Here is a 25,586-nt window from a genome sequence, read left to right on the forward strand (position 1 = left end):
GATGGCTGATAAAGAAAAAGATTCAAAGAAAGTGTCTAGAAGAAAATTTTTGGTCAAAGGCGGATTAGGAACCATAGGTGTGGTAGCTATTGGTGCCTACTTATTTAGAAGTCCTATTCGACGTCAAATTTTAGGTGTGGTTAATTCACTTGAAGCGCCTTATCTAGATAATATTGACCAACCTATGATTTGGTTCGAAGTAACCTCTGATAATAATATCTTGTTGCATTCACCCAAAATGGAAATGGGGCAGGGCACATTTACAGGTATTGCCCAAATGGCTGCTGAAGAACTGTCGGTATCTATGAATCAGATTCGGGTAGTACATGCAGCTTCATCAACTGGAAATGTAGATAGTTTTGCCACTGGAGGCAGTACTTCTATATCTGGACTGTGGAAACCGCTTAGAGAACTTTCTGCCATGCTTCGGGTAATGCTTTTAAAAGAAGCTGCTCTTAAAATGAATGTAGATATCGATCAGCTTTCTGTCGTAGATGGCGTTATATCTGGCAACGAAAAAACATTGACTTATGCTCAGGCGGCAGAGGGAGTTGAGAATTGGGAAGTGCCAGATGTTCCTGTATTAAAAGATGCTAAAGATTATAAATATATAGGTCAACCAATTGCTAGAGTTGATTTGGATTCAAAAGTATACGGCGATCCGATTTTTGGGATGGATGCAGAAATGCCCGGTATGCTTTATGGTGCAGTGGTAAGAGCTTCTAAAATAGGCTCAACATTTATCAGTGCAGATACCAAAGCAGCAGAGAGTATGCCCGGTGTAGTTAAGATTGTGGTAGAAGACGATTTTGTTGGTGTAGTGGCAAACTCTATGATTGAAGCGGAGAAGGCAAAAGATGCTATCATTGTTACTTGGGATAGTTATGATAACCTAAATACCGATGCAATCGTAAAAATGATGACTGTCGGTAACGGAAAGTCTTCGGTGATACAAAAAAACGGAGACTCTTTTGATGACCAAGATGAAGTAGTTACTTTAGAATTTAGAAGTCCTATAGGGGCGCATGCTCAAATAGAACCAAATGGTGTTGTTGCTTTTGTGGATGGAGACACTGCGACCATAAAAATATCGACTCAAGTTGTGGGTCTTACTAGAAAAGAGGTTGCAAAGCGTTTAGATTTAGATGTAGAAAAAGTCAATGTAATACCTACATATTTAGGTGGTGGTTTTGGCAGAAGATTGCATACGCCACATGCTGTTCAAGCTGCAATTATGTCTAAAGCTGTCGGTAAACCTGTGAAGTATTTCTTTAGTAGAAAAGAAGAATTTCAACATGATATGTTTCGACCGCCAACACATCATGTTATTAAAGGAAAATTAAATACGGAGGGCTATTTAGACGGACTAGAACATCAATTCGTGAGTGGTGATGTTGCCACCGATTCTGCCTTAATACCTAATGCGCTTACTAACTTTTTGGGTGCAGATGTTGGTGCCATTCGTGGCGGATTCATTCAATACACTGCTATACCTAATTTTAAAGCGGAGTGCTGGCATGTTGAGTTGCCTTTTGCTACCAGTTGGTGGCGTAGTTTGGGGTTGTTGGCTAATACGTTCGCCATGGAAAGTTTTATTGATGAAATGGCCCTAAAAGCAAATATGAATGCAGTCGATTTTAGATTGCATCAAATAGCAGATGAACCAATTGACATTCGTTTAAAAAATGTAATCAAAGCCGCTGCCGAAAAAGCCAATTATAGCGAAGAAGTAAAAGAAGGTCGTGCTATGGGTTTTGCAGCTTCTATAGATGCGAATACGCCCTGCGCACAGGTAGTAGAAGTTTCAATTGTTGATAATGAAATTGTGGTTCATAAAGTAACCGTTGCCATGGATCCAGGTCTAGCCGTTAATCCTGATCAGATTAGGGCACAATGCGAAGGTTGTGTAATTATGGGGATGAGTGCCGTGCTTTATGAGCAAATGTTTGTAGAAGATGGGGAATTAACTCCGACCATATACGGACCATACCAAATGGCTTTAATGAAAAATGCACCAAAAGAAATTGATGTAGTTTTATTGCAAGGTAAAGACACACCAGGTGCAGTAGGGGAGCCGCCTCTAGGACCAATTGGAGCTGCAATCGCAAATGCCGTTAGACGCTTAACAGGAGAACGCTTAACTGAGTTGCCTTTAAAGCTTTCAAAGAAGGCTTAACAGAAGTTCTGGTTATTGATTAGCATTTTTCTGATCAGCGATGTTTTTAATCATTCCGCCAAAAATGAAGTAGTGGAGCGGTACTATACTGTACCAGTATAACCTACCTCGTAAACCACGCGGTCTAAACGTTGCGGTTTGATGTAGCACATTGTCTTCATCAATTTTAAACTCTAACCAAGCTTCGCCTGGTAGTTTCATTTCGGCAAATAGCAGTAGTCGTTTCGCTTTTTTATCAGCTAATAGTACCCGCCAAAAATCTAATGAATCACCAGCGAATATTTTGTTAGGATGTGTTCTTCCGCGCCTTAAACCAACTCCGCCAGAAAGCTTGTCCAAAAATCCGCGTATTTTCCAAAGCCAGTTGCCGTAATACCATCCGGTTTCACCGCCAATGCTCCAAATGCGTTCTAAAACTTCCTCGGGATTCGAAATTTTCACTTGTTTATAATCCTTCAGTACTCCAAATTTCGGGACTTGTATATGCTTTTCAAGATTATCGACAAATCTTCCGCTGATCATACTGTCCTTCCAGCTACTTATTACTAAGTTCTGCTCAATTTTTTTGAAAGCTAAATCAATAGCTTCTTTGTAGGTGTGGGGAGTAATGCCAAGAATATCTTGTAATCGAGTGTCTTTTGCGACTACTTCAATCTTCATACTATCCACCAGATTCAATGCTAGTTTGTATGATGTTGAGGTTACAAAATATAACCAATACGAAGACAGTTTTGGGGTCATTACGGGTACGGTCCATATCCAGTTTTTGAAACCCCTTACTTCTGCATATCTATGTAGCATTTCTTTATAGGTCATTACATTAGGGCCTGCAATGTCGAAAGAATCGTTATACGTTTTTTCATTCCCTAATACACCTGTTAGAAATGTAATAACATCACGTATGGCAATAGGTTGCGTTTTTGTCAATACCCATTTCGGCGTAACCATCACAGGTAATTTTTCACACAAATCACGAATAATTTCAAAAGAAGAACTACCAGATCCTACAATGATACCTGCTCTTAAAACCGTTAATTTGAAGGCACCTTGATATAAAATATCTTCTACATTTTTTCTAGATTGTAAATGTTTAGAAAGATTGTTGTCATTTACAATTCCGCTTAAATAAATTACTTGTTGAATTTGAGTGTCGGCAACATATTTATTGAAATTTTCTGCCGTTTTCGCCTCCATTTCATCAAAATCTTGTATCGACGAACTCATGGAGTGAATTAGAAAATAGGCGGCATCAATATCTTTGGGTACTACATTTTTTTTTGGTTCTTCTAGAAAGTCAATTTCAATGACATCTATTTGTTGTCTGGTTTCTTTATCTACAGAAAGTCTGGTTTCATCACGTACGGCACAAACTATCTCATGCCCCATTTCTAAAAGTTGCGGTAAAAGACGCATACCTATATAACCATTGGCACCTGTAAGTAATATTTTCATAAGTCTTCTATAGCGGTTGGTGCATTATCAGCTTTAAAGCCCAATAGTTTTTTAAAGAATTTCTGTACTGCTTTGGTGTCAGACTCAACTTTAATAAAATGATGGTCTCTATAAATGGAATAAACAGATGCTTCTCCTTTATAAAGGGTGAGTTTATAGTAGGGTATAATCAAAGCATAGCTTTCTAGCAAAGAGCGAAAACCGACAATAATACCTTTAGGTCTCATTTCTATATTACAGATATCTCTGTTATTATCTAAAATCAATAGATTTCTAATTTCTACACTAGTATTGGTAATAATGAGTTTTGGAGAGCCAATGCCGCCCAATGTCCATCGTTCTTTTAATGTAAAAGGCTTACCAACTTCTTCATTTATTTTTCTGGTAACCTCTTTATTATTGTAAGATACATTTACAAGCATGCGTATTTGATTGTTGTGTTTTTATTAAAGTTAGCGAGAAGGCGAATGAATGCCGCATCTGTTTACCTTAAAAGCCTAAAAAATGATTAGTTTTGCAGCCTTAATTAAACGTTTTGGTGAATATTCAAGAGGTACTATCAGATAAAGTAAAAGAAGCGGTTCAATCTATCTTTGACAAGCAATTGCCAAACGTAGAATTTCAACCTACGCGTAAAGATTTTGAAGGCGATGTCACTATTGTGGTTTTCCCAATGTTGCACGTGGTAAAGGGGAATCCGGTTCAAATTGGTGAGCAAATTGGTGCATACTTAGAGGAGCATGTAGATCCTGTTGCAGGCTTTAATGTTATTAAAGGCTTTTTAAATATTGTTATCAATGATGGTTTCTATTTAGATTTTTTCAATTCAATTTCTTCAGTGGAGAATTTCGGATTTATAAAGGAGTCTGAGGATGCGGTTATGGTGGAGTATTCTTCGCCAAATACCAATAAGCCATTGCACTTAGGTCATATTCGTAATAACTTATTAGGATATTCTGTTGCTGAAATTTTAAAGGCATCAGGTAAAAAAGTGTACAAGACCCAGATTATTAATGATCGTGGAATTCACATTTGTAAAAGTATGGTCGCTTGGCAAAAGTTCGGAAACGGAGAAACGCCAGAGTCGACAGGTCTTAAGGGCGATAAGCTAGTTGGTAATTATTACGTTGCTTTTGATAAAGCGTACAAAGAACAAATTGCAACGTTAGTAGCTGAGGGTACTGACTTGAAAGTAGCAGAAAAAGAAGCCCCTATTTTGCAGGAAGCTCAAGAAATGCTTTTAAAATGGGAGGCTGGAGATGCCGATACCGTTAATCTTTGGAAAACCATGAACGGATGGGTGTACAAAGGTTTTGAGGTTACTTATAAGAATTTAGGGGTTGATTTTGATAACCTATACTATGAAAGTGATACCTACCTTTTAGGTAAAGATGTGGTTGCTGAGGGATTAAAAAAAGGTGTTTTCTTTAAAAAGGAAGATGGTAGTGTTTGGATAGATTTGACCGAAGACGGATTAGATGAGAAGATTGTTCTTCGTTCAGATGGTACTGCGGTCTACATGACCCAAGATATTGGTACTGCGATACAACGTGTAAAAGATCACCCAGATGTAAATGGTATGGTGTACACTGTTGGTAATGAGCAAGATTATCATTTTAAAGTATTGTTCTTAATACTACAGAAACTCGGCTTTTCTTGGTCTAACAAATTGCATCACCTTAGTTATGGTATGGTAGATTTGCCTAGTGGAAAAATGAAAAGTAGAGAAGGTACTGTTGTAGATGCCGATGATCTTATGGCAGATATGACACAAACTGCCGCTAAAATTTCTGAAGAGTTAGGTAAGCTTGAAGATTATAATGAAACCGAAAAGCAGTCGCTTTATAAAATGATTGGTTTAGGTGCTTTAAAATACTACATATTAAAAGTAGATCCTAAAAAACGAATTTTGTTCGACCCTGAAGAATCTGTAGATTTTCAAGGGAACACAGGTCCGTTTATTCAATATACCTACGCACGTATTCAGTCTATCTTGAGAAAGGCAGAAAGTATGGGTATCGATATTTCTAAGGATGCCAAGGTTACAGAGTTACACGCGAAAGAAAAGGAATTGATCAAACAACTTCAAATCTTCCCAGATATCATTCAATTAGCTGCGGAGAATTATAGTCCGGCATTGATTGCGAATTACACCTATGATTTGGTGAAGGAATTTAATTCGTTCTACCAGCAAGTTTCTATACTAGGGGAGTCTGATGATGAGAAGAAAGTTTTACGTGTTCAGTTATCTAAGAAAGTAGCTGAAGTAATACAAGATGCATTTAGATTGTTAGGTGTTGAAGTGCCTGAACGTATGTAAAAAAAAAGATCGCCGAAGCGATCTTTTTCATAGCAACTATAATTATTAACCAACTAAAATATGTTGCTAATGTGTTATAAAGTTTTTTTTGCGGCAACTGCTGCACTATAAACAACAAGACCAAAACCTATTTTATTTATAGCATCACCAATGTTGTAAATAACATCCATATTAAGACCTATATTTCCAAGACCTTCATACCAACCAGGTGTACCTGCCATGTAACCCAGTGGATAAATTGCCCATCCTACAAGTACAAACCAACATAAAGTTTTGTGTGCGGTTAGTACGGCCCCACCTGCTTGCTCTGCCAATTTTTTTGCAGAACCAAACCAAATTTCATATACAATATAAAAGTAGGCAAGACCTGAAATCAATCCCCAAACAGCCGGACCACTGCCTGTGTTGTAAACTGCCTCTCCAAAGTATCCTGTTACTAACATTACTACTGAAGCTAAAATTAGTTTCCAGAGTAGTGATTTTTTAGCGCCAGCTACTTTAAGAATTAAATAGAACTCTACACACATTAGTGGTACAGTTAATGTCCAGTCAACATATCTAAAGAAAGTTGGTGACTCTCCAAAAGCCTCCCAGTAATCTCTCATATAAAAATAATGTACTGCGGCAATAAACGTAATGATACCAGAAACTAAGATTGATGTTCTCCATTTAGAATCAAATTGATTTAATGAAAGAAAAAAGAAAGCAGATGCAGCCATCATGGCCATAGATCCAATAAAAAAGGTAAAACCTACATAATCATCTGGTGCCATTTTGGAAACCAGAGAAATTGAAGTAATAAAATGTTCCATAGTTCAAGTTTTTATAAATTGTTTAAGTAAATTTACAAAAAGTTAAACGTTATTTGGTTAACAAAAATGTTAAAATATTGAACAAAATAAAAAATAAGCATACTGATTTTATCAAGTTAGAAAGCATAACTATCGTAGCCACGTTCTTTTCATTGTGGTTGGCGGTTATTTTTGAAGACATGATAGAGCATGTTATGGCCTATATTTTTATTCTTTCTTTTGGAATTTTACATGGTGCAAATGACCTTACTCTGCTTCAAAGGACTGAAAGCAAAAAGAAATTAACTCGAAATTACTTGAAGATTCTTTTGTATTATGTAGTTTTTGTGTTTGGCAGTATATTTATTTTTTATTTGTTGCCAAGCTTAGCATTAATTGTATTTGTGCTTTTTAGTGGTTATCATTTTGGAGAACAACATTTTATTTCTAAGACCATTCAGGCATCCTTTAAAATTAGTGCCCTTTATTTTACGTATGGAACTTTTATTCTTTTTCTCCTCTTTAGTTCAAATTATATAGCAACAGCTGAGATTATTAAAAACATAATAGGTTATTCTGTTTCTACATCTGTATTTGAAATTGGATTACTTATTAGTGGTGTAAGTACATTGGCTTTTAGTATCATCTTAATATTGAAGAAAGAATTGAAAATTAACCCGATAAAGGAGCTGTTTTTTATAGTAATATTTTTTGTGGTTTTTAAAACAGCCTCTTTGTTATGGGGTTTTACTATATATTTTATCCTATGGCATTCCATTCCCTCCCTTTATGACCAGATATTCTTTTTGCATGGTCATATTAATAAAAGGTCATTCCGCTCATTTGTGGTAACATCATTACCATATTGGTTAATTTCTGTTGCGGGACTACTTTTCTTGCTATTTATATTTAGAGATAATTTTGAAAAGTCTTTAGCTTTCTTTTTCTCTTTTCTGGCCGCTATAACCTTTCCTCATGTATTGGTGATTAAAAAGTTGAATCAAAATCAAAACTGAATTCTAAAACTAGCATTGGGCGTAATACCTAATGATAAGCGTTCAATAGTTTCAATGGTATTATCATCTTGCAACCTGTAATATGTGTTTAGGGTATTTTCTCTATTCGTGAAGTTTAATACCGATATGCCAAAAATAGCATTCATTTTATCGCCCATTTTTAAAGTGTAATTTGCTGAAGCATCTGCCCTAAAGTATTCGGGTAGTCTACTGCTATTAGGTTCTTCGTAATTTATTTCGGTTGGAAAAACGGTATCATTAATAGGGGTGTTCTCATTAGGTTGTGTAAAGGGTTTTCCTGATTTGTAATTTAAGCCGATACCTAATTTAAGGTCTCCGACGGTATAGTTTCCTGCAAGAGTGATAGCATGCCTAACATCTAAATTGTTAGGAAAAGTAGTCGGTACTAAAACATCAAACGTATAATCGTTTTTATTGTAGGTGTAGCTAAGCCATGCGCTATAGTCGTTATTCTTTGTATTGATTAAAAACTCTGCTCCTTTAATTGCATATGAGCCAATCTCGCCATTAAATTGATTCTGATTTTGGAAACCTTGCGTGTATACATTTATACCGTTTACTTCTTTGTAAAAAGCATCTATACCTAAATATAATTTATTGGTGTCATAATTGAAACCAATAGATCCCTGTTTGCTTTTGGTGATGGGTAAGGCATCGCCGTCAGAGAGTATCCAACGTCTTTTTTCTATACCTAAAAAGTTCTGTTCTAAGTCAATAATCTGATTGGTGACCTGACTTTTATATTCGCCTAATACTTCTGTTCTAAAATTTGGTAATAGTTCATAGCTGATATTAATGCGAGGTTCAAAAATGTATTCTTGAAATGTATCTAGGTTTTCTATATAGTTTAATCGACCTCCAATGAACCCAGTTAATTTCTCATCTTCTGAGCTATAGGCGATTTCGCTGAATAATCCGTGTTTTCGAATTACACCTTTTATATTACTTGCAAATGGTGGTTGATTAACATTGGTGGTGTTTTCAATTCCTGTTTCGGTAAATTCATAACCGTTCATCCAATTTAAATGCTTACCTAATTTGTAATAGGTGGTGAGTTTTATATTCGATTCTTTTACTAGATTATTTTGCTTTAATTGCTGTGATTCATTATTGGAGATGGATAAGGCATCCAAATCATACTGCGTATAATAAAAACTTAATTGAGACGAAAAATTATCTGTCCATTCACTTTGTAATTCAGCACCAATAGAAAAATTATCCTGATTCAAATTACTTCTATTTGGAGCTAGAGTATCATTTTCTGTTTCTATATAATTGAGATTATTGCTCATATTTATTAAGCTGACACTTGCATTATGGTACGGATTGATTTCATACATAAACTTCGTTGTGAAATCATAGAAATAGAATTCACTCTCACTATTTACTTCGGTATCTTGAAATGCTTTTTCTGAAAATTTAGTGTACGTGGGTGTGTTTAAGAAATCGGTATATGATCGGCGGGCAGAAACTTGTAATGCCATGTTATCTTGAATGGGAATTTCCCCAAAAATATCTCCCGAAATCAAACTGAATCCGGCTCCACCGGTAATGTTCAATGGTAATTCATCTGTGGTGTGCATGCTCAAAGTTCCGCTAATACCATCGCTATACATGGCAGATGTACCATTTTTGATGATGGTCATTTTTTCTGTTACATACGGATTGAATGCTGATATTAACCCAAAAAAATGTCCGGTTTGGTACATTTTTATTCCGTCCCAAAGAATAAGATTCTGGTCGTTAGTTCCGCCTCGTATGTTGATATCAGATACGGTTTCATCAACACTTTTAATTCCCGGTAAAGCTTGTACCGTTTGTAGAATGTCTGGTTCGCTAACTCCGGGTAAGATTCCGAATTCTGAGGGATTCAATTCTATACTTGCGTTATTAAGTTTTTGAAGTCCCGTGGTTAGAAATTGAGTAACTACGACTTCCTCTAATTCTTGATAGCTGAGCGCCATAGCAATCGATTTACATTCTTTAGTTTTTGCAAGCTCTTTCGCTTCAATGAAAATGGGCTTGTAGCCAAGGTGTTTAATATGTACTAATGAATTTACGGGAACATTTTCAAAACTGAATGAACCATTGTCATCTGTAACTCCCGATAGAGTAGATTCATAGATTTCAACTGTGGCGCCTGGTATATTATTTTCTTGAAAATTATCTAGCACGAAACCACAGATAGAAATCGTGGTAATTTTTGTTAAGGTGTAGTAGCGATTGCTTAGTTTGTCGATAGTAATTCCGGTTACATTTCGTATTTCAACCAGAATCGAATCAAGAGAATTAGATATAGGTTTTGAGATGTAAACCGATTCAATATCGGTATCGGCATAAGAGAATTTTACCTCAAATTTAGATTCTAGTTCAGATAAGAAATCGCGAAGTGCCGTACTGTCTTTTATTGTGGTTTGGGCGTAACTAGCCCCACTGAATATCAGTAATAAAAATAGGCTGATAAGAAATTTAAGGTGCTTCTTCGGCATAGAATAGCACTTTGTTTTCCTCTAAGGTATATTTAATTTTTAAAGGAGCGCTAATGCTTTTTAGGGCAAGTTCTAAATTCTCGTTAGTAAATGAACCTGTAAAAAGCTGGGTAGTATCGATATCATTAGTAGCTACCTCAATATTGTACTGTCTTTGTAATTCGTCCATTACGTAATGTAATGGTATACTGGTAAAAGAACTTTCTTTCGTTAACCAAGACGGACCACCATTAACAATAGTTTTAGAGATGGTGCTGTTTCCTGCAATTGTCATTAAAGAATTTCCGGCAGGTAACTTGGTTTCTTCACCATTAACGGTAACACTGACCAAGCCTTCAAAACAGGTGACCTCAAAAAAGTTTTCTCTAGATTCTACATTAAATTGCGTGCCTAATACTGTAACTAAGCCCTGAGATGTTTCTACAGTGAATTTTTTTCCTTTTGCTACTCTAAAATAGGCTTCACCCTTAAGGTCAACATTTCTATTGGTGTCCCATTTATTCTTGCTAAAAGCTAAATCAGATTCGGCATTCAGTATTACTTCTGAAGTATCTGGCAAAGTGATGAATTTGTTCTCAGCATATTCCGTAGAAAAAGATTCGTTTAATGAGCTTAAATAAAAGAACGACCCAGCAAGTAATATCGCCACTACAGCAGCAACACGAAGAAACTTCTTGAATGGTGATAAGATAAATACCTTGGTTTCTTCTATGACCTTATTTTGATCAATAGATTCCCATGCTTTATCCATATCAAATTCAGGAGATTCTAGCCGAGCGGAAGAATCTTTGATTTTCTGATAAGTTTCATAAGCTTCCGACTTTTTGAACTCCACCAACTCGGCTTCTGTCAATTCATCATTAAGCCATTTTGCTAAGTAATTGTCTTGCATATTTTTAGCTTTGTATTAGTATAACAACTATGTAGAGGAATACCCTACTTATTTATTTTTGTATTAAGTATTAAGGTGGTCGGTAATGAGTACTAAGTACTAAGTAAAAAGTATTAAGTAGTTGTGTTGTTTGATTGAAATGTAAAAAGTTTTTTCACTAACTCACTAACTCACTAACTCACTAACTCACTAACCTATATTCCATCAATTTGCTCTCGTAAACTTTTCAGAGCCAAATGCATCCTTTTTTCTATTGCTTTAACGCTTACGCCTTCCATTTCTGCTATTTCGGCATATTTTTTTCCGTCTATCCTATTCAATAAAAAAGTAGTGCGTTGGTTTTCTGGTAGACTGTTCAATGCATTATCTAATTTTTCTTTGAACTGATTTTCCTCCATGATAAACTCCGGAGATTCATTGGTGGTCTTTAAAGTAGCATCGGCATATTTTAACCGAACCTTTTCTGCCTTAATTACATTAAGGTACAGATTATTGGCAACCGTATATAAATATGATTTTGCTTTTTCTGGTGCTACCTTGGCGCAATTCTCCCATAGCTTTTCAAATGCCTCTTGTACGGCATCGTTTGCTTTTTCTTCATTCCCAAATTTGTAATAAATATAATTGAAGATAGTTTTAGACGTTTCGTTAAAAACCCTTTTATAAACCCGCTCTTCGCATACATTTAGTTGTTGGTCCGCTTTCAATAGATTGCTTTTCATCAAAGATATTTGAAAAAAATTAAAAAGAAGGTAGGGTATTTTTAAAGTCGGTTGTTTTAGAAGCATAATAACAAACAATACCAAGTCATTATGAAAAAATATTTCAAATATGCAATGTACGTTAGCCTACTAACAATTGCATTAAGCTTTACTGCTTGTCAAGATGAGATTGAAGAAATTAATAATGGGGAAGAGCCAACTGCAATTACAGCAAATTCTTCTACAGCAGATTTAATTAAACGTACCAGTTCTAACGATGGTTCTTGCGATAATATCGTAGATGGCACTAGTTGTTTTCAAATCAATTTTCCGTATACGGTTGAAGTTAATGGCGTAACAATTACTATCGATTCTGAAGAAGATATTGAGCAAATAGAAGAAATTTTTGATAGTATAGATGATGATGAAAATATTCTAGATATCATTTTTCCTATAACGATTACTGCAGGTGACTTCTCTGAAATCACTATCAACGGGTTAGATGAGTTACGTTTATTAGCTGCAGATTGTAAAGAAGGCGGCGAAGATGATGATATAGAATGCATAGATTTTGTATACCCTATGACGATGTTCACTTTTAATGTCAACTTAGAGCAGACTAATACTGTTGAGGTGGCTAGTGATCGCGAGTTGCGTTTGTTTTTCAAAGATTTAGGCGATGATAATTTAATAAGTTTTGATTTTCCTGTGACTTTACAATTGTCTGACGAAACTACTATCGTAGTAGAGAGTAATGAAGAATTAGCAATTGCTATTGAGAATGCTAAAGACGATTGTGATGAAGATGACGACGATGATTACAATGATGATGATTTTGATGAAGATGAATTCAAAGAAGAATTAATAGAGTGTATGTGGTTCGTAACAGAGTTTAAAAGAAACGATATTGACCAGACTCCGCAATACGTAAACTACATTTTAAACTTTAAAGAAGACGGTACGGTTAGTACAGGTTTTAACGGTGCAACTGTAATTGAGGGTACTTGGAGTACAACAGTTGGCGATGATGGTGCAAAACTTACCATGGAATTTGAAAATTCTACCGATTTCAACTTAGAATGGAATGTCTACGATTTAGGAGATGATAAAATCAAGTTATATAGTGGCGATAGTGACCGAGTAGTTATGAAGCAATTTTGTGATGAAGATTTACAGCCGGTAACTGTAGAAAGCATTACAGAAACATTGAGCGATTGTTCATGGGTCATTAAAAGATTGAAAAATAACGGTGATCAAATTAATGGATTACTAGGTAGTGAACTGGAATTTCAAGCAGAAGGTGTTCTTACCCTTACTAATGATGCTATAGTTTCTGAAGGTACTTGGGTAGTGACTACCAATCAGCAAGGTAGATGGGTGGTAGCCATGACAATGAGCGACGAGCCAACGGTAAGTTTTGATTGGTTATTGACAGATTTAAAAGAGGGAATCGTAAAATTCAATGTTGAAGAGGAATTCTATGAATTGGTGATCGTTAAAAAATGTATGGACGATAACGATGAAGAAGAAGATATCACCTTCATTAAAAGCTTATTTAATAATACGGAATGGGATATCGCTTACTTCGCAGAAAATGAAGATGAGTCTACTGAGCTATTTGCAGATGTAAAATTATACTTAGAAAATGACGGCACTTTAGAGGTTAGAAATTTAAACGGAGAAGTTTATAGCAATGGCATGTGGTTTGTATATAGAAATACATTTAGCGGTAAGTTAGAAATGATTATTTCTTTTGAAACAGGTAGTAATTATGAGCCATTAGCAAATGATTATCTGATTCTAGAGATAGAAGAAAAGAGAATTGAGCTTAAACATGAAAACGATACGGGTTTATATGACCATTTAGTTTTAGAAAGAGAATAAAAGTAAAACATCCAGAAATATACCGCCAACAGTAAAGAGTTGGGCCTCGTTGGCGGTATTGATGGAAGTTTTAACCTAGCAGTTTATGAAAATGTAATACCTTTTTTGCCCCACAATTAAGTTTAGAGCATCCATTTTATAATGGGTGCTCTTTTGTTTTGTTTATTTTATGGTACTTGCTACTGAATTTACGTTGAGATTATTAAATTTGTAACCCCTTAAAAAAGAAAAGAATGTTCGATAATTTAAGCGATAAGCTAGATAAAGCTTTACATGTACTAAAAGGTCATGGTCAGATTACAGAAATTAATGTTGCAGAGACTACCAAAGAAGTACGCCGAGCCTTATTGGATGCGGATGTTAACTTTAAAATAGCCAAAGAATTTACCAATAGGGTAAAAGAAAAGGCATTGGGGCAAGATGTTTTGACCACGTTACAACCTGGTCAGTTAATGGTCAAGATTGTAAAAGATGAATTAACTCAATTAATGGGTGGTGAATCTGAAGGTATTAATCTATCTGGCAATCCGTCTATTATTTTAATGTCAGGTTTGCAAGGTTCTGGTAAGACTACCTTTTCTGGTAAGCTTGCGAATTTCCTAAAAACTAAAAAATCTAAAAAACCATTATTGGTTGCCTGTGATGTTTATCGCCCAGCGGCAATAGATCAGTTACATGTAGTTGGTGATCAAATTGGTGTTCCTGTTTATTCCGACAGAGAAAATACAGATCCGGTTTCGATTGCTCAAGCAGGTATTGCAAAGGCAAAGGCAGAAGGTTTTAATGTAGTTATTATTGATACCGCTGGTCGTTTAGCTGTTGATGAGAAGATGATGGCAGAGATATCTGACATTCATAAAGCAATTCAACCACAAGAAACATTGTTCGTTGTAGATTCTATGACGGGTCAAGATGCTGTAAATACAGCGAAAGCTTTTAATGATATCTTGAATTTCGATGGGGTTATCTTAACCAAATTAGATGGTGATACCCGTGGTGGTGCCGCAATATCTATTAAATCGGTTGTTGATAAGCCAATTAAATTTATTGGTACTGGTGAAAAGATGGAAGCTATCGATATCTTCTATCCGTCACGTATGGCAGACCGTATCTTGGGTATGGGTGATGTTATTTCACTTGTAGAAAGAGCACAAGAGCAGTTCGATGAAGAGGAAGCTAGAAAGATTCAAAAGAAGATTGCAAAAAATAAATTCGGATTCGATGATTTCCTGAGCCAAATTCAGCAAATCAAGAAGATGGGTAATATGAAAGACCTTATGGGGATGATTCCTGGTGCAGGAAAAGCCTTAAAAGGTTTAGATATTGATGATGATGCGTTTAAGCATATCGAAGCGATTATTTATTCTATGACTCCCGATGAGCGTTCTACACCATCTAAATTAAATGCGAGTAGAAAAAAACGTATTGCAAAAGGTGCGGGTAGAGAGGTTCAAGAAATTAATCAGCTTTTAAAACAGTTCGATCAAATGAGCAAGATGATGAAAATGATGCAAGGCGGCGGCGGTAAGAAGATGATGCAGATGATGGGCGCCATGAAAGGGATGAAATAACAACCAAACAATAGAACTTAAAAAGAAGCGGACATGGAAATATTGGATGGTAAAAAAGTATCCAACGAAATAAAAGAAGAAATCAAGGCTGAGGTTGCCAAGATGCGAGAACGTGGTGAGAAAGTACCACATTTGGCAGCAATTATAGTTGGTAACGATGGCGCCAGTTTAACTTACGTAGGTAGTAAAGTGCGTTCTTGCGAGCGTATCGGTTTTGAGTCTACTCTAATTCAAATGCCTAGTACCACTTCTGAGCAAGAATTATTGAAGAAGATTAAAGAACTAAACCTTGATGATGATATCGACGGCTTTATAGTTCAGTTACCATTGCCAGAACAAATAGATACCCAAAAGGTTATTATGGCCGTGGATCCAGATAAGGATGTTGACGGATTTCACCCTACCAACTTCGGTAAAATGGCTTTGGATATGAGTACGTTCATACCTGCTACTCCGTTCGGTATTCTTGAATTATTGGAGCGTTATAAGGTAGATACAAAAGGTAAACATACCGTAGTAATTGGTCGTAGCCATATTGTGGGTAGACCAATGAGTATTCTAATGGGTAGAAAAGGATGGCCAGGTAATTCGACCGTAACACTTACCCATAGTCACACTAAAAATATTACACAGATTATTTCTCAAGCAGACATTGTAATCTCTGCATTAGGGGTTCCAAAATTCTTGAAAGCAGAAATGGTAAAAGATGATGCTGTAGTAATTGATGTGGGTATTACTAGAGTGCCAGACGAGACTAAAGAAAAAGGATATTATATTACTGGTGATGTTGACTTTGAAAATGTAAGCAAAAAAGCATCGTTCATAACTCCCGTACCTGGTGGGGTTGGTCCTATGACTATTGCAATGTTGTTGAAAAATACATTGCTAGCTCGTGAGAGACATAGAAGTAGAAACTAGTTTTTTATATAATTTATAAAATGAGCCTTGCAATACTATTGTGAGGCTTTTTTTATGCCGATAAATTCTTGATGGTTACTCCGGTTTCAGTAGTGTCATTCGGTGTTAAAATGTCAATATCATTACTATCATCATAATCGCAACTTGCTAGTATTGTTATCGAAACTCCGATTAATAAGGTGTATAATAATTTTTTCATAGCATTGGTTTTTGTGGGCTAGTAAGAAAGTCTGTGTACATAAAACGTTGAAATTATAGTCTTGGTATTTGATGTGAATAGAGAATACTGTACCTTTTGTAAAACATTTATAATGATGAGAAAAATTCTTTTGGTTTTAGTGGTCATAGTTTTTGTAATAGGGTGTACAGAACCTCCAAAATTAGAGCGTAAGTTTACCATAAATGTGAGTTATTCGGCTGAGGTAGATTCTTTAGCAAAAGATGGTCGATTGCTGCTTATGCTTTCTTCCGACGATAGCGATGAACCAAGGTTTCAAATTAATGACGGACTCAATACGCAACTGATTTTCGGTATGAATGTCGAGAACTGGGCTAAAGATTCTGTGTTGACTTTCGATGAAACTGTATTCGGTTATCCGTACGAAAGTTTAAAAGATGTTCCGCCAGGGGAATATAATGTACAGGCTCTTTTAAACGTGTATGAAACATTCAACCTATCTACCGGTCATACCGTAAAGTTGCCTATGGATAATGGCGAGGGACAACAATGGCAAAAATCACCAGGTAATTTATATAGTAAGCCTTTTAAAATAAGAGTTGCCAGTAATGGCTTCGAAAATGTGTCGGTCGATTTGGATCAGGTGATTCCGCCAATTGAAGAACCAGAAGATACGGAGTGGATTAAGCATGTTAAGGTGAAGTCAGAAAAGCTTTCTGAGTTTTGGGGTCGCGATATTTTCTTAGGAGCTCATGTATTGCTGCCAAAGGGATTCGAAGAACATCTGGAAGCTAAGTACCCTTTAATGGTATTTCACGGCCATTTTCCTTCAGACTTTGGCGGATTCAGAACTACGCCTCCAGATCCTAAAATGAAACCAGAGTATTCAGAACGATTTAGTTTAGAAGGTTATAATGTAATAGAACAGCAAGAAGCTTATGATTTTTATAAGCGTTGGAACGAACCAGATTTCCCTCGTTTTATCATTATTGAAATTCAGCATCCTACACCATATTATGATGATTCTTATGCCGTAAACTCAGCTAATCAAGGTCCGTATGGCGATGCTATTACTTATGAGCTAATCCCTGAAATAGAAAAACAGTTCAGAGGAATGGGCGAGGGGTGGTCTCGTTTTCTTTATGGTGGATCAACCGGTGGTTGGGAAGCTTTGGCGGTGCAAGTTAAATATCCTGAGGAATACAATGGATGTTTTGCGGCTTGCCCCGATCCTATAGATTTTAGAGCATATACCTTAACCAATATCTATGATGATGAAAATGCATATTATTATAAGAGTGAACACAAAACTTTAGAAGTACCATCGCATCGTAATTACTTAGGGCAAATTCAATCAACCTTAAGACAGGGCAATCATTTAGAATTGGTGTTGGGTGATAAATCGAGATCAGGTCAACAATGGGATATTTGGGAAGCAACCTATTCTCCGCAAGGTAAAGATGGATATCCGCAGCGGATTTGGGATAAAAAGACTGGCGATATCAACCCTAAGGTAGCTGAATATTGGAAAGTGAATTTCGATTTAAGATATATTCTAGAACGCGATTGGGATAAGTTGGGTGATAATCTAAAAGGGAAAATTCATATCTATTGTGGCGATATGGATAACTACTATCTAAACAATGCCGTGTACTTAATGGAGGATTTCTTGGAAAGTACTACAGAACCTTATTATGAAGGAGAGGTTTTATATGGCGATAGGGCAGAACACTGTTGGAACGGAGATCCGGATCAACCCAACGCCATTACTCGTTTAAGATATAACAGCATGTATGTGCCCAAAATTATGGAACGTATAGAGAAAAGTGCACCAAAAGGGGCAGATTTGACAAGTTGGAGATATAAATAAGACACAAGGTTTAGACATGAAATACAGAAGATTCGGACGTACAGATTGGCAAGTAAGTGAAGTAGGATACGGAATGTGGGGAATGGCTGGTTGGACGGCTTGTGACGATGTTCAATCTGCAAAATCGTTGGACTTAGCTGTTGATAACGGAGTCAATTTCTTTGATACCGCTTGGGGTTATGGTGAAGGCCATAGTGAGGAGTTGCTTGGGCAGTTGGTAAAGAGACATCCTTCGAAGAAAATATATACAGCAAGTAAAATTCCGCCAAAAAACTTTCAATGGCCTGCGAAACCAGAATATGCTTTTGAGGACTCTTATCCGACAGAACATATTATGGAATACACCCATAAGACTCTAAAGAATTTAGGTTTGGAGCAACTAGACCTCATGCAATTTCATACATGGGATGACGGTTGGAGTGATAGGGAAGAATGGCAACGCGCTATTGAAGATTTGAAGACTTCAGGTAAAGTAGCTGCAATGGGAATTAGTATGAACCGTTGGGAGCCAGAAAATGGTATAAAAGCTCTAAAAACAGGATTGTTAGACGCTGTACAGGTAATTTATAACATATTCGATCAAGCACCAGTAGATAATTTGTTTCCGCTTTGCAAAGAGCTAGATATTGCAACCATTGCGCGTGTACCTTTTGATGAAGGAACATTGACGGGAACAATGACGAAAGAAACTACGTTCCCCGAAGGCGATTGGCGTGGCACTTATTTTGTACCTGAGAATTTGATTTCTTCGGTAGAACATGCGGATGCCCTAAGGCCATTAATTCCTGAGGGAATGACCATGGCAGAAATGGTACTTCGTTTTATTTTAATGAACGATAATGTTGGTACTACCATACCTGGTATGCGTAAACAGCGAAATGTATTGGCAAATACAGCCACTAGTGATGGTCAATTGCTATCTAATGAATTGTATGAAGAATTAAAAAAGCACCGTTGGGATAGAGTGCCGACTTCTTGGTCGCAGTAGATAGTTAATTTAAGTTGATAATTTCTTTCTTTAACAATTTAAAAACAACGCTATCCTTTTGTTGAGATAATAGCCAATTATCAATTACGGTCTTAAAAACAGCATCTTTTTCAATCAAATATCCAAAATCGAAAGAATTGAAAGGTTGGTTGGGGTTAACAGCCTCCAGTTCTTTGTGAATTTGTTCTTGCATAAGCGTTTCTACTGCATCGGTTACCATAACATCAGCTTCACCGTCCACTAATTTTTGAAAAATATCTAAATTGTTATCGTTGAGTATGAGTCTAGCCTTTGGGAAATTTGCTCTAGCAAAAGCTTCATTGGTGCCGCCAGGATTAAAAATAACTCTTACGTTTTGTTTATTGATTTTTTCAATGCTATTATAATTAAGTGAGTTTTCATCTCTTGTAATAGCTGCCTTTCCACTAGATAAAACGGGTATACTAAAAAATGCCTTTGTCTGTCGTTCTGGAGTAATGGTTATACCACTCATTCCAATATCAAATTTACCATTCCTTAAATCTTCCATTAATGTTGGCCAGCTAGTCTCAATAAATGCTACTTCTAAGTCAAGAGATTTAGCTAAAGTCTTAGCCATTTCTATGTCTAAGCCTGCATAGAATTTATTGGAATCGATTTTATAAGAAAAAGGCATAAAATCTCCCGTAGTACCAACTCTAAGAGTGTCTCTATCCTTAATAGTTTTTAATGTAGAGATTTTACTATCAGTGAATGAATCAGAATGTTTTACAATCTTTGGTCCACAACTTATGGTTAACGAAGTTGTAATCAATAAAAGAAAACTATTTAATAAGTAATTATAGGTCTTTAACATTTGTAAAGTCTATTTCGCAAACAACTGCCCCATATCTTTGAAAGCTTTAAACTCTAAAGCATTACCTGCTGGGTCATAGAAAAACATGGTAGCTTGTTCGCCAACTTTACCTGCAAAACGAACATATGGTTCAATGACGAACTTTACACCTTTTGATTTCAGCTCCTCTGAAAAGCTTTGAAATACATCCCAAGGTAAAACTACTCCGTAATGTGGTACGGGAACATCATGACCATCTACAGGATTATGGTGAACGCTTTCTGTCTCAGATTTAGGTTTGTAATGGATCACTAATTGATGTCCGAATAAATTGAAATCTACCCAGTGGTCACTACTACGACCTTCTTCGCAATTTAAGATATCTCTATAAAAAGTTCTGCATTCCGCTAAGTTATGAACGGGAATGGCAATGTGGAAAGGTGTTACATTTTGCATAATCAGTTATTTCTTAAGGCTGAAATTAACTCTTTTTTGCTCATTTTGGAACGTCCGTTAATACCAATTTCTTTAGCTTGGTCATAAAGCTCTTTTTTAGTTCTTTCTTCATAGGTAGAAGCTTTACCGCCTTTCTTTCCTGCATCTTTAGTATTTGCAATACGTGCAGCTTTTTCTTTACTGTATCCTTTGTCTACTAAAGCTTCGTATTGCTCTTCGTTCTGTATTTGTGGTATGTTGTTTGATTTTGCCATTTTTATATTAAATTTAAATAAAAAGTGACTTTTGGGTGTGCTGTATACAATCGGAAATTATCCTTCTAAAAAAGAAACAATCTTTTCATTTACCCCATCTTGGTGCATAGAATGTCCTAAACCTTCTGTGCTTACCAATTCACTTCCTTTCCAATGTTTATGAACATCGACCGAAGCGTGATATGGAGCGATCATATCGAACCTGTCATGGAAAAGTAATCCTTTTTTCTGGTTACTTTCAACAAATTTTGAGCTAGAAAATTCTTTGACCGTAAACTTGAATTTATCGTACACTAAATTTTCTAATTCGTTTAAAACTTTACTATTAAAGCCTAACAAGTTCTTGTAGTGCGTCAGTATTTCATGAAACTCTGATGGTGAACCTATCGTTACTATTTTTTCTAAAGTTTTGTTTGGGTGTAGAGACTCATTATACAAAGCAGTCATGCCACCCATAGAATGCCCTATAAGCACTGTTGGTTGGTATTTGGTTAATACGTGCTGTAACGTTTCGGCATAAAGCGGCACATGTAGCATATCGCCAGAAGAATACCCATGTGCAGGTGCATCAAAGGCAATAATATTATAGTCTGCTTCTTGTAATTTTTCTATGAGTTTATGCCAACGCCAAGTATTACTTTCCCAACCGTGTACAAGTAAAACAGTTTCTTTGTTACCGGGCCAGTTGTAAACTTGAATTTCATTTGCCTCTAATGATAACACCTCTAATTTGGCTTGATCTAAAAATGCCTTTTGATTTGGTAGTACACGACCTTTTCTGACCTTTATAAAAACTAAAAAAGCCTTGTGGGCGGCTTTTTTTGGAGCAAACCATACAAGGAAGTTAAAATAGAATCCGATTAATTTAGGGATAAGCTTTTGAAGGTATACTGGCACTTGATAAAAATTTTAAATGTATAAAAGTTATCCGAAGAATAACAAATAGGTTGGTTTTGAAAATATCAATCCCAACCCACCATCATGTATTTTACTTTTGCAGTATCTGGTATTTGTACCTCTTCAATTTTGTTATTGGCATTATACCTAAGGCTTTCTGGTAGCTCTTTTTTATCTATTGTGAAATATAAATCGCTGTCTTTTAATAGAATCACCACATTGTTCATAGATGTAATGATCTTTTTAATAGGATAGTTTTCTCGTATTTCTTTAAAAGTACTTTCTTTAGAAATGCCCTTATCCGTCACGAATCTGTCATCATTAATTATCACATTCTGTATGGTAGCGATGCTATCGTTATTCGGCGTTAAGGTCAATAGTAAAGCACCACCTCTTTCGTAAATTTTTATTTTACTGGCGCCATTGCCGAAATTTAGCTTGACGGTATCTTGAACTACCGAGTCTTTTTCGAAAATTAATTCAATATCACGTGCTAAACTTTGCTTGGATAATCTGCCAACTTGATCACCAGATATTTCAAAGTCTGTATTCTTCTCATCGGTGCAGTTTACAAGTAAACCACAGCAGAAAATTAATAAAAGGGTATATCTAAAATTCATATGCTATCTCATCACTTTTTTTAATACACCAAGTACACCTCTTATGAAAGTGGCACTTGTTAATACTTTTAATACCGGATTCTGTCTTGTGCTTGTTCTGGTAGATGTTCTTCTCGAAGCGGCAGGTTTGTCCTTTTCTTGCTCTGCCAATTTTTCTGCTTTCTCGATCTTTTCGTTCAAGATTTCATAAGCACTTTCTCGATCTATAACCTCACCATACTTTTTAACCAATGATGATCTGTCATTGACTTCCTTCAACTCTTTATCTGTCAAAACATCCATACGGCTCATTGGTGCACGTAACAATGTCGCCGCAAGCGGAGTAGGTCGGCCTTTTTCATCTAACGCAGATATCAAAGCCTCACCAATACCTAAAGAAGTAAGTACTTCTTTCGTATCATAATACTCAGATTCTGGGTAATTCTCTGCTGTCAATTTAATTGCTTTTCTATCCCTAGCAGTAAATGCCCTTAACGCATGTTGCACTTTTAAACCTAACTGAGATAATACATCGTTTGGTACATCTGTTGGGTTTTGGGTTACAAAATACAAACCAATACCTTTTGAACGTATCAGTTTAACAATACTTTCTATTTGATCTAATAATGCTTTTGAAGCTTCTTTGAAAATAAGATGTGCTTCGTCTATAAATAAGATTAATTCTGGTTTGTCGCTATCTCCTTGTTCTGGGAAGGTGTCATATATTTCTGCCAGTAAACTCAACATAAACGTAGAGAATAACTTGGGTCTATCTTGAATATCGGTTAGGCGTAGAATGCTAATATAGCCTCTGCCTTGCTCGTCGATACGGGTAAGGTCATTTACATCAAATGACTTTTCGCCGAAAAACAATTCTGCACCTTGCTGCTCTAACTCAATAATTTTTCTAAGAATGGTACCGGTCGAACTTGTAGAGATACGGCCATATTCTTTTGTGAATTCTGCCTTGCCAGCTCCAGTAGCATATTGCAATACCTTTTTAAAATCTTTTAAATCTAGCAATGGCATTTTTTGATCATCGCAGTATTTAAATACTACGGCAACAATACCTGATTGCGTTTCAGAAAGGTCCAAAATACGGGATAGTAATACAGGTCCGAATTCAGATACCGTGGCTCTCAACTTAACACCATCTTGCTCTGATAACGAAAGTATTTCTACAGGAAAGCCACTTGCTTTCCATGGGAAACCAATTTTGGCGTGACGTTCGTCTATTTTTGCGTGACCTGCACTCGGTTGTGCCAATCCGCTTAAATCTCCTTTTAAATCCATCAACATTACAGGAATACCTTTTTCAGATAAATTCTCTGCAAGCACTTGTAATGTTTTTGTTTTACCAGTACCCGTAGCACCTGCAATAAGTCCGTGCCTGTTTAAAGTTTTTAACGGAATTTTTACGAATGCATTAGTAACAGCTTCACCATTTAGCATAGCTGCGCCCATATTAATGTAATCGCCTTTCGTGGCATATCCCTTTTCTATGTGGTCAAAAAAATCTTCGGTACCGGCCATTTTATATATTTTCGATAAAAATAGGGGATTTTTAACCAAACCAAAAGATAAGACCAGTCTTAAATATCACGACTTTTTAACATTTAATGTGCGAACAGTACTAGCCTGAGTACAGAATTTACCGATATATACTTCGTGTAGAATTTGTCAACTAAAACGTATCTTTGCCGAATGAAAAATGAGGAGGTACTTGAGAAAGTGAATAGAGGGGTGTATTTACCCTTAATGGAAGAGTTTTACACCATACAAGGTGAGGGATTTCATAAAGGAACCGCAGCTTACTTTATTCGTGTTGGCGGGTGTGATGTTGGTTGCCATTGGTGCGATGTAAAAGAGAGCTGGAATGCAGAAACGCATCCACCTACTGCCATCGAACAAATTGTTGATAATGCTGCCAAATATTCTGATACTATTGTTATTACTGGCGGAGAACCTTTAATGTGGGATATGAACCCGATTACAAAGGCCTTAAAGGAAAAAGGACTAAAAACACATATAGAAACTTCTGGTGCCTACACGCTTTCTGGCGATTGGGATTGGATCTGTCTTTCACCTAAGAAGAATAAATTACCTGAAGGTCGCATTTACGACGAGGCCCATGAGCTTAAAGTCATTGTTTTTAACAAGCACGATTTAATTTTTGCCGAAGAACAAGCTGCTAAAACCAACGCGAATTGCATTTTATACCTGCAGCCAGAATGGAGTGTTAGAGATAAAGTTGTGCCTATGATTGTAGCGTATGTAATGAAAAACCCTAAATGGAAAGTGTCATTGCAAACGCACAAGTATTTGAATATTCCTTAATCCGAATTAGTTTCAATTACGCCCTCCATTAGCTTGAATATCTAAAAGGCATTCCGGATCAAGACCTACTGTAGCGACACCTTTTGCCGTGTTTTGTTGTAAAAGTTTTAGAACTGTTGCGCCAGAAAGTGTACACCCAGAATTTACGCCGTCTTCATATTGAGCAAGAGCATTTGATTGTAAAGATTTACCGGTAGACCCACCAAATTGTAATTCTGCACGCATAAGGCATCCAGTTTGGTTGCAATGGTTATCACTTACTAATTGTCCGTCTTCATTTTCAGATTCAGATTCATGATCGTTTACCATATCAGAACCTAAATTCACTAAACCAAATAGGTGTCCGAATTCATGATTTAAAGTAGTGGTTTCTACATCTGCTTCACTTATAGAAGAACTTAAACCGGCTAATTCTCTTACGGTAACTTCGTGTATCACCATAGAGGTATTGCGATAAACTGCACCTAATGTAACTAAGCCATCTTCAAGATCATCGCCCTCTGCAGGTGCATCTGCAAAGTAAATATAGATAGCTAACGTGCTACCTGTATTAAATACCGTTCTATTTTTGGTTTCTAAATCTGCAATTTCTTGTAAGGTAAGTTCGTCTTCTGACGGACTAGATAATTCGTTATATACCAATTCAATTTCCTCTTTTAGCGTGTGTGCTTTTAGATAGTCGGTAAATTGTGTCATAGAAGCATCCGTTGGTTTAAAACCGGCAACGTATGCTATTTCTATTAAAAGTTTATCAAAAGTATCGTTAGAAAGTATATCGTTGGCAGAATCTCCTGTCGCCAGTAAATTGGCACTTTTATCTACTTTGGTTTCTGTAGTATCACCGTCAGAATCTGAAGAGCTTTTAGAGCACGAAACTGCAAATGTTAAAATACCTACAAGCAATAAACTTTTAAACTTATTCATAATATCATTTTGTACAAATAGGATAACGAAAAAAAAGT

General features: G+C 36.2%; 23 protein-coding genes. 9 read left to right on the plus strand and 14 right to left on the minus strand.

The genetic code is table 11. The features are described 5' to 3' along the window. Window position 1 precedes the first annotated feature (1 nt). Window positions 2-2,176 carry a molybdopterin cofactor-binding domain-containing protein gene (locus ACPF9A_RS14325; RefSeq protein ID WP_423998003.1) on the plus strand — a complete coding sequence of 725 codons (2,175 nt, stop codon included), beginning with the start codon at window positions 2-4 and terminating at the stop codon, window positions 2,174-2,176. Window positions 2,177-2,188: 12 nt separating this feature from the next. Here the strand turns inward: ACPF9A_RS14325 and ACPF9A_RS14330 are convergent, their stop codons facing one another. Together ACPF9A_RS14330 and ACPF9A_RS14335 are read right to left on the minus strand one after the other, a co-directional pair. Next, window positions 2,189-3,628, minus strand: a complete 1,440-nt coding sequence (locus ACPF9A_RS14330; RefSeq protein WP_423998005.1) for an SDR family oxidoreductase — start codon at window positions 3,626-3,628, stop codon at window positions 2,189-2,191. Continuing rightward, window positions 3,625-4,050 carry a hypothetical protein gene (locus ACPF9A_RS14335; RefSeq protein WP_423998007.1) on the minus strand — a complete coding sequence of 142 codons (426 nt, stop codon included), beginning with the start codon at window positions 4,048-4,050 and terminating at the stop codon, window positions 3,625-3,627. Before ACPF9A_RS14335 ends, ACPF9A_RS14330 begins: the two co-directional genes overlap by 4 nt. A gap of 116 nt (window positions 4,051-4,166) precedes the next feature. On the opposite strand from ACPF9A_RS14335, the gene argS reads away from it, so the two are divergent. Further along, complete coding sequence (gene argS / locus ACPF9A_RS14340; protein ID WP_423998009.1) at window positions 4,167-5,948, plus strand: arginine--tRNA ligase; 1,782 nt, start codon at window positions 4,167-4,169, stop codon at window positions 5,946-5,948. 74 nt (window positions 5,949-6,022) lie between these two features. Here argS and ACPF9A_RS14345 read toward each other — a convergent pair whose 3' ends face one another. Next, window positions 6,023-6,760, minus strand: coding sequence for a bacteriorhodopsin-like (locus tag ACPF9A_RS14345; RefSeq protein WP_423998010.1), 738 nt, complete (start codon window positions 6,758-6,760; stop codon window positions 6,023-6,025). A 77-nt stretch (window positions 6,761-6,837) separates the two neighbouring features. Between ACPF9A_RS14345 and ACPF9A_RS14350 the strand changes: the two genes are divergently transcribed. Further along, complete coding sequence (locus ACPF9A_RS14350) at window positions 6,838-7,755, plus strand: Brp/Blh family beta-carotene 15,15'-dioxygenase (protein ID WP_423998012.1); 918 nt, start codon at window positions 6,838-6,840, stop codon at window positions 7,753-7,755. Here the strand turns inward: ACPF9A_RS14350 and ACPF9A_RS14355 are convergent. The 3 genes from ACPF9A_RS14355 to ACPF9A_RS14365 form a co-directional block, all read right to left on the minus strand. Beyond that, complete coding sequence (locus tag ACPF9A_RS14355; RefSeq protein ID WP_423998014.1) at window positions 7,746-10,265, minus strand: TonB-dependent receptor; 2,520 nt, start codon at window positions 10,263-10,265, stop codon at window positions 7,746-7,748. The genes ACPF9A_RS14350 and ACPF9A_RS14355 overlap by 10 nt on opposite strands. After that, window positions 10,246-11,157: a FecR family protein gene (locus tag ACPF9A_RS14360; protein ID WP_423998016.1), complete on the minus strand. Its 912-nt coding sequence runs from the start codon at window positions 11,155-11,157 to the stop codon at window positions 10,246-10,248. The genes ACPF9A_RS14355 and ACPF9A_RS14360 overlap by 20 nt, the downstream gene beginning before the upstream one ends. Before the next feature lie 194 nt (window positions 11,158-11,351). Next, window positions 11,352-11,879: an RNA polymerase sigma factor gene (locus tag ACPF9A_RS14365; protein ID WP_423998018.1), complete on the minus strand. Its 528-nt coding sequence runs from the start codon at window positions 11,877-11,879 to the stop codon at window positions 11,352-11,354. A 90-nt stretch (window positions 11,880-11,969) separates the two neighbouring features. Between ACPF9A_RS14365 and ACPF9A_RS14370 the strand changes: the two genes are divergently transcribed. The 3 genes from ACPF9A_RS14370 (at window position 11,970) to ACPF9A_RS14380 (ending at window position 16,231) form a co-directional block, all read left to right on the plus strand. Continuing rightward, window positions 11,970-13,742 carry a hypothetical protein gene (locus ACPF9A_RS14370; protein WP_423998020.1) on the plus strand — a complete coding sequence of 591 codons (1,773 nt, stop codon included), beginning with the start codon at window positions 11,970-11,972 and terminating at the stop codon, window positions 13,740-13,742. A gap of 233 nt (window positions 13,743-13,975) precedes the next feature. Beyond that, window positions 13,976-15,313 carry a signal recognition particle protein gene (gene ffh / locus ACPF9A_RS14375; RefSeq protein WP_423998022.1) on the plus strand — a complete coding sequence of 446 codons (1,338 nt, stop codon included), beginning with the start codon at window positions 13,976-13,978 and terminating at the stop codon, window positions 15,311-15,313. A 33-nt stretch (window positions 15,314-15,346) separates the two neighbouring features. Further along, entirely contained in the window at window positions 15,347-16,231 is an 885-nt protein-coding gene (locus ACPF9A_RS14380) for a bifunctional 5,10-methylenetetrahydrofolate dehydrogenase/5,10-methenyltetrahydrofolate cyclohydrolase (RefSeq protein ID WP_423998024.1), read from the plus strand. Window positions 16,232-16,283: 52 nt separating this feature from the next. Here ACPF9A_RS14380 and ACPF9A_RS14385 read toward each other — a convergent pair whose 3' ends face one another. Continuing rightward, complete coding sequence (locus tag ACPF9A_RS14385; protein ID WP_423998026.1) at window positions 16,284-16,430, minus strand: hypothetical protein; 147 nt, start codon at window positions 16,428-16,430, stop codon at window positions 16,284-16,286. 112 nt (window positions 16,431-16,542) lie between these two features. On the opposite strand from ACPF9A_RS14385, the gene ACPF9A_RS14390 reads away from it, so the two are divergent. Both ACPF9A_RS14390 and ACPF9A_RS14395 read left to right on the plus strand, forming a co-directional pair. Next, window positions 16,543-18,279, plus strand: coding sequence for an alpha/beta hydrolase-fold protein (locus ACPF9A_RS14390; RefSeq protein ID WP_423998028.1), 1,737 nt, complete (start codon window positions 16,543-16,545; stop codon window positions 18,277-18,279). Between the two features lie 16 nt (window positions 18,280-18,295). Then, window positions 18,296-19,267 carry an aldo/keto reductase gene (locus ACPF9A_RS14395; protein WP_423998030.1) on the plus strand — a complete coding sequence of 324 codons (972 nt, stop codon included), beginning with the start codon at window positions 18,296-18,298 and terminating at the stop codon, window positions 19,265-19,267. Window positions 19,268-19,271: 4 nt separating this feature from the next. On the opposite strand, the gene ACPF9A_RS14400 is transcribed toward ACPF9A_RS14395, so the two are convergent. The 6 genes from ACPF9A_RS14400 to ACPF9A_RS14425 form a co-directional block, all read right to left on the minus strand. Then, window positions 19,272-20,102 (minus strand): transporter substrate-binding domain-containing protein, encoded by an 831-nt coding sequence (locus ACPF9A_RS14400; protein ID WP_423998032.1) that lies wholly within the window; start codon window positions 20,100-20,102, stop codon window positions 19,272-19,274. A gap of 9 nt (window positions 20,103-20,111) precedes the next feature. Then, entirely contained in the window at window positions 20,112-20,537 is a 426-nt protein-coding gene (locus tag ACPF9A_RS14405) for a VOC family protein (protein ID WP_299320990.1), read from the minus strand. Between the two features lie 2 nt (window positions 20,538-20,539). Continuing rightward, entirely contained in the window at window positions 20,540-20,791 is a 252-nt protein-coding gene (locus tag ACPF9A_RS14410) for a DUF7218 family protein (protein ID WP_423998034.1), read from the minus strand. A gap of 57 nt (window positions 20,792-20,848) precedes the next feature. Further along, a complete protein-coding gene (locus ACPF9A_RS14415) occupies window positions 20,849-21,688 on the minus strand; it encodes an alpha/beta fold hydrolase (protein ID WP_423998036.1) in 840 nt (279 codons plus the stop codon). Window positions 21,689-21,753: 65 nt separating this feature from the next. Continuing rightward, window positions 21,754-22,308, minus strand: coding sequence for a hypothetical protein (locus ACPF9A_RS14420; protein ID WP_423998038.1), 555 nt, complete (start codon window positions 22,306-22,308; stop codon window positions 21,754-21,756). Between the two features lie 3 nt (window positions 22,309-22,311). Further along, window positions 22,312-23,820, minus strand: coding sequence for a helicase HerA-like domain-containing protein (locus ACPF9A_RS14425; protein WP_423998039.1), 1,509 nt, complete (start codon window positions 23,818-23,820; stop codon window positions 22,312-22,314). A gap of 171 nt (window positions 23,821-23,991) precedes the next feature. Here ACPF9A_RS14425 and ACPF9A_RS14430 point away from each other — a divergent pair, with 171 nt between their 5' ends. Next, window positions 23,992-24,624 carry a 7-carboxy-7-deazaguanine synthase QueE gene (locus tag ACPF9A_RS14430; RefSeq protein WP_423998041.1) on the plus strand — a complete coding sequence of 211 codons (633 nt, stop codon included), beginning with the start codon at window positions 23,992-23,994 and terminating at the stop codon, window positions 24,622-24,624. A 12-nt stretch (window positions 24,625-24,636) separates the two neighbouring features. Here ACPF9A_RS14430 and ACPF9A_RS14435 read toward each other — a convergent pair whose 3' ends face one another. After that, a complete protein-coding gene (locus tag ACPF9A_RS14435) occupies window positions 24,637-25,548 on the minus strand; it encodes a hypothetical protein (RefSeq protein WP_423998043.1) in 912 nt (303 codons plus the stop codon). Window positions 25,549-25,586: the final 38 nt, after the last annotated feature.

Origin of the sequence: Maribacter sp. IgM3_T14_3 (assembly GCF_049603095.1) — a bacterium.
In the GTDB taxonomy this organism is placed as follows: Bacteria; Bacteroidota; Bacteroidia; order Flavobacteriales; family Flavobacteriaceae; genus Maribacter.

Coding starts and splice junctions, on each gene's coding strand:
- ACPF9A_RS14355 (WP_423998014.1), bottom strand. CDS start 10,265: ATGCCGAAGAAGCACCTTAAATTTCTTATCAGCCTATTTTTATTACTG.
- ACPF9A_RS14390 (WP_423998028.1), top strand. CDS start 16,543: ATGATGAGAAAAATTCTTTTGGTTTTAGTGGTCATAGTTTTTGTAATA.
- ACPF9A_RS14370 (WP_423998020.1), top strand. CDS start 11,970: ATGAAAAAATATTTCAAATATGCAATGTACGTTAGCCTACTAACAATT.
- ACPF9A_RS14410 (WP_423998034.1), bottom strand. CDS start 20,791: ATGGCAAAATCAAACAACATACCACAAATACAGAACGAAGAGCAATAC.
- ffh (WP_423998022.1), top strand. CDS start 13,976: ATGTTCGATAATTTAAGCGATAAGCTAGATAAAGCTTTACATGTACTA.
- ACPF9A_RS14420 (WP_423998038.1), bottom strand. CDS start 22,308: ATGAATTTTAGATATACCCTTTTATTAATTTTCTGCTGTGGTTTACTT.
- ACPF9A_RS14365 (WP_423998018.1), bottom strand. CDS start 11,879: ATGAAAAGCAATCTATTGAAAGCGGACCAACAACTAAATGTATGCGAA.
- ACPF9A_RS14325 (WP_423998003.1), top strand. CDS start 2: ATGGCTGATAAAGAAAAAGATTCAAAGAAAGTGTCTAGAAGAAAATTT.
- ACPF9A_RS14345 (WP_423998010.1), bottom strand. CDS start 6,760: ATGGAACATTTTATTACTTCAATTTCTCTGGTTTCCAAAATGGCACCA.
- ACPF9A_RS14425 (WP_423998039.1), bottom strand. CDS start 23,820: ATGGCCGGTACCGAAGATTTTTTTGACCACATAGAAAAGGGATATGCC.
- ACPF9A_RS14395 (WP_423998030.1), top strand. CDS start 18,296: ATGAAATACAGAAGATTCGGACGTACAGATTGGCAAGTAAGTGAAGTA.
- ACPF9A_RS14430 (WP_423998041.1), top strand. CDS start 23,992: ATGAAAAATGAGGAGGTACTTGAGAAAGTGAATAGAGGGGTGTATTTA.
- ACPF9A_RS14335 (WP_423998007.1), bottom strand. CDS start 4,050: ATGCTTGTAAATGTATCTTACAATAATAAAGAGGTTACCAGAAAAATA.
- ACPF9A_RS14330 (WP_423998005.1), bottom strand. CDS start 3,628: ATGAAAATATTACTTACAGGTGCCAATGGTTATATAGGTATGCGTCTT.
- ACPF9A_RS14380 (WP_423998024.1), top strand. CDS start 15,347: ATGGAAATATTGGATGGTAAAAAAGTATCCAACGAAATAAAAGAAGAA.
- ACPF9A_RS14405 (WP_299320990.1), bottom strand. CDS start 20,537: ATGCAAAATGTAACACCTTTCCACATTGCCATTCCCGTTCATAACTTA.
- ACPF9A_RS14385 (WP_423998026.1), bottom strand. CDS start 16,430: ATGAAAAAATTATTATACACCTTATTAATCGGAGTTTCGATAACAATA.
- ACPF9A_RS14400 (WP_423998032.1), bottom strand. CDS start 20,102: ATGTTAAAGACCTATAATTACTTATTAAATAGTTTTCTTTTATTGATT.
- ACPF9A_RS14360 (WP_423998016.1), bottom strand. CDS start 11,157: ATGCAAGACAATTACTTAGCAAAATGGCTTAATGATGAATTGACAGAA.
- ACPF9A_RS14435 (WP_423998043.1), bottom strand. CDS start 25,548: ATGAATAAGTTTAAAAGTTTATTGCTTGTAGGTATTTTAACATTTGCA.